General features: G+C 37.4%; 2 protein-coding genes. Both read left to right on the top strand.

Translation table 11 applies throughout. The annotated features are described in order from the left end of the window. Positions 1-765 precede the first annotated feature (765 nt). Positions 766-1,989 carry a GH25 family lysozyme gene (locus EGT49_RS12220; RefSeq protein WP_135374678.1) on the top strand — a complete coding sequence of 408 codons (1,224 nt, stop codon included), beginning with the start codon at positions 766-768 and terminating at the stop codon, positions 1,987-1,989. 216 nt (positions 1,990-2,205) lie between these two features. Further along, positions 2,206-4,896 carry a cation-translocating P-type ATPase gene (locus EGT49_RS12215; protein WP_135374676.1) on the top strand — a complete coding sequence of 897 codons (2,691 nt, stop codon included), beginning with the start codon at positions 2,206-2,208 and terminating at the stop codon, positions 4,894-4,896. The last annotated feature ends 454 nt before the right edge of the window (positions 4,897-5,350 follow it).

The raw sequence follows: 5,350 nt of genomic DNA, 5'->3' as shown, positions 1-5,350 counted from the left end.
TTTTGCCTTGGTTCATACCATCTGACTGATGTCTTAGATCTATAACAAATTAACTTCACTATAATTACTATTAAATCAGTATTTCTCTTGACTTCTGGTAGAAATTTCACCACTGAGCCCAAATCGAGTTTCTTGCTCCGGACTGAAGAACGGATCTATGGTTTATTTACTTTCCATTCATCTAGTAATAACAGTACTATTTAGGACTTTTCCTAGATGATTTAAAACAAAAAATAACGGCACCTATTTTTATAGTGAACGAATTGAGTTTCGAAGACTAGAGAATAGATGCTGTTTTTTGTTTTCTATAAAAGAAAGTATATTCAATTAAAATGAAGAAAGTAACCGAATTTAAAATAGAAATTCTAAGGATTAGAAATAGAACTGGTTAACTAGATCAGAATGAATCACTAAAAAACTAAGAATAGGATTTAGTCTGGAGCACAAAACCTGTGATGGCTCAGCCGCCAAATTCTTGTTAGTGCTTCAGCACTTACAAGAAGGCCTAGTTTTGAGATTTTTCCGGGCTTGAAAAAGCTCAAAATAGTGCCGGCAGCGTTCCAGTCCATCACAGGTTTTGTGCGGAAGACGGCAATCAACCGCCAACCAACTCTCCCAAAAGTCAAAAAATCAATATTTTTATTTTACTTTTTAGTTACATTATTGTTACTTTCAGTGAACATCTTTGTAACTTTTAACTCTAAGCAAAAATATTGACTTATAATTTGGTTTGTTGCAATGGCAACGAAAGGGAGAACAAGGGATATGGCTTTAAAGAAAAGGATTATTGTTACACTCGCGGCAGTTTTGTCCATTATGTTCGTCTTTTTTGGGGCAACTAAGGTCCAAGCAGCTCGGACCGATATGGTTGATGTATCAAACAACAATGGTGCAATGACTGTTTCTAACTTCAAAAATATGCACGACAGTTATGGCGTCAAAGCTGTAGCAATTAAAATCAGTGAAGGTACATCTTTTAAAGATGCAAATGCAGCAAGCAACATTTCAGCTGCAAGATCTGCGGGGATGTACGTCAATGGTTATCACTACGCTAGATATAGTAGCGTTAGTGGAGCAATCGCTGAAGCGGATTATGCTGCTAAATTAGCTCAAAGTGATGGCTTACCAAGCGGAGCCGTTTTAGCAACTGATGTTGAGAGTTCAGAACAAAGCGGTTTGTCAGTAGCACAAAATGATGCTAACAACGCAGCTTTCATGAACGAGGTTGCTAAGTATGGTTACCGTTCAGTCATTTATACAATGGGTTCTTGGGTTGGTTACAAAATGAGTGTCAGCCAAGGTTGGATTGCTTCTTATCCATATAATCCAACAGGTAAAGAATGGTATACAACTGAACATGCTTGGCAATGGTCAAGTACTTATAAGTTTAGTGGTAGCAGTGGTAACTTTGATGTTTCTGAGTTGTATGATGATTACTTTACAAAGTATTCAGCACCAACTACAACATCATCAACCAATACTAATACTTCGGCTACAACTGATGGCAGTGCCAATTCAAGTAGCAGTACAGTTGCAAGTAAAAATGTTATCAAGGTTAATAACACAACCGGTGATTACGTACCTTTGATGGCTTTACAATCAGATGGCACCATGCAAAGAATTACTAACCGTGCTCTAGGCAATAATACTTCATGGCAGACTGATCAAACTAAAGATGTTAACGGTGTGAAATATTATCGTGTTGCTACTAACGAATGGGTTGCAGCAAACTTTTTAGCAGGAGCTACAACTAATAGTGGGTCAACATCAACCGTTACAACTGGTGTGATCAAAGTTGATAATTCAGCTTCATATGCTGTTAAACTTGAGGCACTTCAAAGTGATGGTTCAATGAAAGAAATCACTAACCGTGCTTTAGCTAACAATACATCATGGAAAACTGATCAAACTAAAGATGTTAATGGTGTGAAATATTATCGTGTTGCTACTAATGAATGGGTTAATGCTCGTTACGTTATTGGTAAATAATTTTGAAATTTAATTTTAAAGTGAGAAAAAATTTCTCGCTTTTTCTTTTGCTTTAATTTTTTCAATCATTTATAATGACTTTAAACAAGGGAGTAACTTGCAGAAGTTGCCTGTGGCAAAATCATCAACAAGACGTAGCTCTGGTTTTGTCTTAAATAGTGAGACTTGTACGCTTATTTCGCGTGCAAGTCTCTTTTTTTAAAAGGAGGGGTTTTTATGAAAGATGAAAAAAGCGTCAAAGCAAGGTTTTATGCTTTAGACGAAGCTTCACTGTTAAAACAATTTAATACCAGTGAAGAGGGATTGAGTAGCGACGAAGCCAAAAAACGCTTGGAGCAAAATGGTCCCAACGCCTTAGCACAAGGTAAGAAAAAGACGATGTTTCAAAAGTTTTTTGATCAGTTCAAAGACTTTATGATCATTGTTTTATTAGTAGCTGCTTTAATTTCCGGTCTTGTTGCCAATGAATGGGCCGATGCCGGTTTAATTTTGGCAGTTGTTATCGTTAACGCAATCTTTGGTGTTTTCCAAGAATCAAAAGCGGAAGAAGCAATTGATGCTTTACGTGAAATGTCGACACCGGAAGCTCATGTTAAGAGAAATGGGAAACTTGAAACTATCAGTAGTGAGGATTTGGTAGTCGGTGATGTAGTTTTACTTGAAGCTGGAGACATTGTTCCGGCTGATATCCGTTTACTTGATTCGGCTTCCATGAAAATTGAGGAATCAGCTTTGACTGGTGAATCTGTGCCAGTTGAGAAAGAAGCTGAAATTTTACCAGACGAAGATATTCCACTTGGTGATCGCAAGAACATGGCTTATATGAACAGTAATGTTACTTATGGCCGTGGTACGGGTATCGTAGTTGGTTCCGGAATGAATACTCAAGTTGGTCAAATCGCCGGTATGATCAACAAAGCTGAGGAAACGGGAACTCCACTTCAGGATAATTTGAATTCATTAGGTAAGACGTTGACTTGGTTGATTTTAGGAATTGCTGCCGTAATTTTTGCGGTTGGTATTTTCAATAACCACGAAGGTCTACCGATGAATCAATTAGTTATTGAAATGATGTTAGTTGCTATTTCACTAGCTGTTGCTGCTATCCCAGAAGGATTGCCAGCAATTGTTACAATTATTTTAGCTTTAGGTACTACAAGAATGGCTAAAAGAAAAGCCTTAGTTCGTAAATTGCCAGCTGTTGAAACTTTGGGTAGTACAGAAATTGTCGCATCTGATAAAACTGGTACTTTAACTCAAAATAAAATGACTGTTGAAAAAGTTTACCAGTATGGTAAATTGCAAGATGCTTCAGATCCAATCAGTGGCACTGACAAAGTTTTACAAGTGATGACTTTTGCTAACGATACCAAGGTCCAAAATGATGGTGTCTTAGTCGGTGATCCAACCGAAACAGCTTTAGTCCAATTTGGTTTTGACCATGACTACAAAGTAGAAGATGAGTTACAAAAAGAACCTCGTGTTGCTGAAGTACCGTTCGATTCAGAACGTAAGTTGATGTCGACGATTCATCAGTTAAGTGATGGTAAATTCCTAGTTGCTGTCAAAGGTGCTCCAGATATGCTTTTACAGCGAGTAACCAGAATTCAAGCAAGTAAAGATGAAGTCCGCACTTTCACTGACGCCGATAAAACAGAATTGTTGAAACAAAATAAAGCCATGGCTACACAAGCTTTAAGAGTTTTGGCAATGGGATACAAGATTATCGACGCTATTCCTGACAAAGTTGATACTGAGACAGTCGAAAACGATTTGATTTTTGCCGGTTTAATCGGAATGATCGACCCTGAACGTCCAGAAGCTGCTAAAGCGGTTGAAGATGCGAAAAAAGCTGGTATTCGTCCAATCATGATTACTGGTGATCATCAAGATACCGCTGAAGCTATCGCGGGTCGTCTTGGTATTATCAAACCAGGTGATGATGATGCTGTTATCACTGGAGCTCAATTGGATCAAATGAGTGACGAAGAATTCGCGAAAAAAGTTAAACAGTATTCGGTTTATGCACGTGTGTCACCCGAACATAAAGTTAGAATTGTCAGTGCTTGGCAAGATAAGGGTAAAGTCGTTGCTATGACTGGTGACGGTGTAAATGATGCGCCAGCTTTGAAGTCAGCTGATATTGGTATCGGTATGGGTATTACAGGTACTGAAGTTTCTAAGGGTGCCTCAGATATGGTTCTTGCCGATGATAACTTTGCCACTATTATTGTCGCGGTTGAAGAGGGTCGTAAAGTCTTCTCCAATATCCAAAAATCAATTCAATATCTCTTGTCCGCAAACTTAGGTGAAGTTTTGACCTTGTTCATGATGACCCTATTAGGATGGGATATTTTACAACCAGTTCAATTACTCTGGATCAACTTAGCAACTGATACTTTCCCAGCTATTGCTTTGGGAGTTGAACCAACTGAACCAGGAATTATGGATCGTAAGCCTCGTGGTAGAAAATCAAGTTTCTTAGGTGGCGGAATCGGTTCATCGATTATTTACCAAGGAATTCTTGAAGGTTTGATTACTTTAGGAGTTTACGGCTTAGCAATTATGTTCCCAGTTCATACTGAAAGTGCCGCTATGCATGCCGACGCTTTAACAATGGCCTATGCAACCTTAGCTTTGATTCAGTTGTTCCATGCATTTAACGTTAAATCAACTTACCAATCAATTTTCTCAGTTCATCCATTCAAGAATAAGATGTTCAACATTGGTGTCGCAACTTCCTTTATCATGGTTGCCTTAACAATTGTTGTTCCTGGCTTTAACAAATTGTTCCATGTAACAGAATTGAATCTCTTACAATGGTCAATCGTTCTTGGAGCAGGCGTTCTGATGATTATCGTGGTTGAAATCGTTAAAATGTTCCAACGTCAAAGTAATAAGAAATAATATCTAAAAATAACAGCATCTATTTTCTAAGATACGTAGTGACTTCTAAAAGTCTTACGTAAATTTGAGAGTAGAGGCTGTTTTTTATTTTGGATTGCTAGGCGATAAAATTTTAGAAATATTTCTTTAATTCATACCTCGAAACTATAATAAAAAAAATCGTGGATTAGGCAGTTTTAGGATTTCAAAAATGATTAAATGAAACATGTGGTTGAGTACCAAATTATATTTAAAATTTTGAAGAGGAGTTTTTGCATGTTTTCAGTTAAATCTATGATCTTAGTGGTGCTTTACCTATTAATTTTTATTTTTGGTTTTATGGGAATTTTCAAAAGACGCAAATTGCAAGAACAAGTTAGCCACTCCGAAAAAATAAAAAAAACTTAAGATCTATCAGGATTGGAGTGCCAGATTATTAGTAGCCGCAAGCCAAGAAGAATGCCTCCTGTGGCTT

The sequence above is a fragment of the Companilactobacillus suantsaicola genome (assembly GCF_004745525.1).
In the GTDB taxonomy this organism is placed as follows: domain Bacteria; phylum Bacillota; class Bacilli; order Lactobacillales; family Lactobacillaceae; genus Companilactobacillus; species Companilactobacillus suantsaicola.
The sequence above is the reverse complement of the archived record's forward strand: the minus strand, read 5'-3'. Positions and strand labels throughout refer to the sequence as shown.

Excerpts from the sequence above, each read along its gene's own strand:
- EGT49_RS12220 (WP_135374678.1), top strand. The coding sequence starts at position 766 with ATGGCTTTAAAGAAAAGGATTATTGTTACACTCGCGGCAGTTTTGTCC.
- EGT49_RS12215 (WP_135374676.1), top strand. The coding sequence starts at position 2,206 with ATGAAAGATGAAAAAAGCGTCAAAGCAAGGTTTTATGCTTTAGACGAA.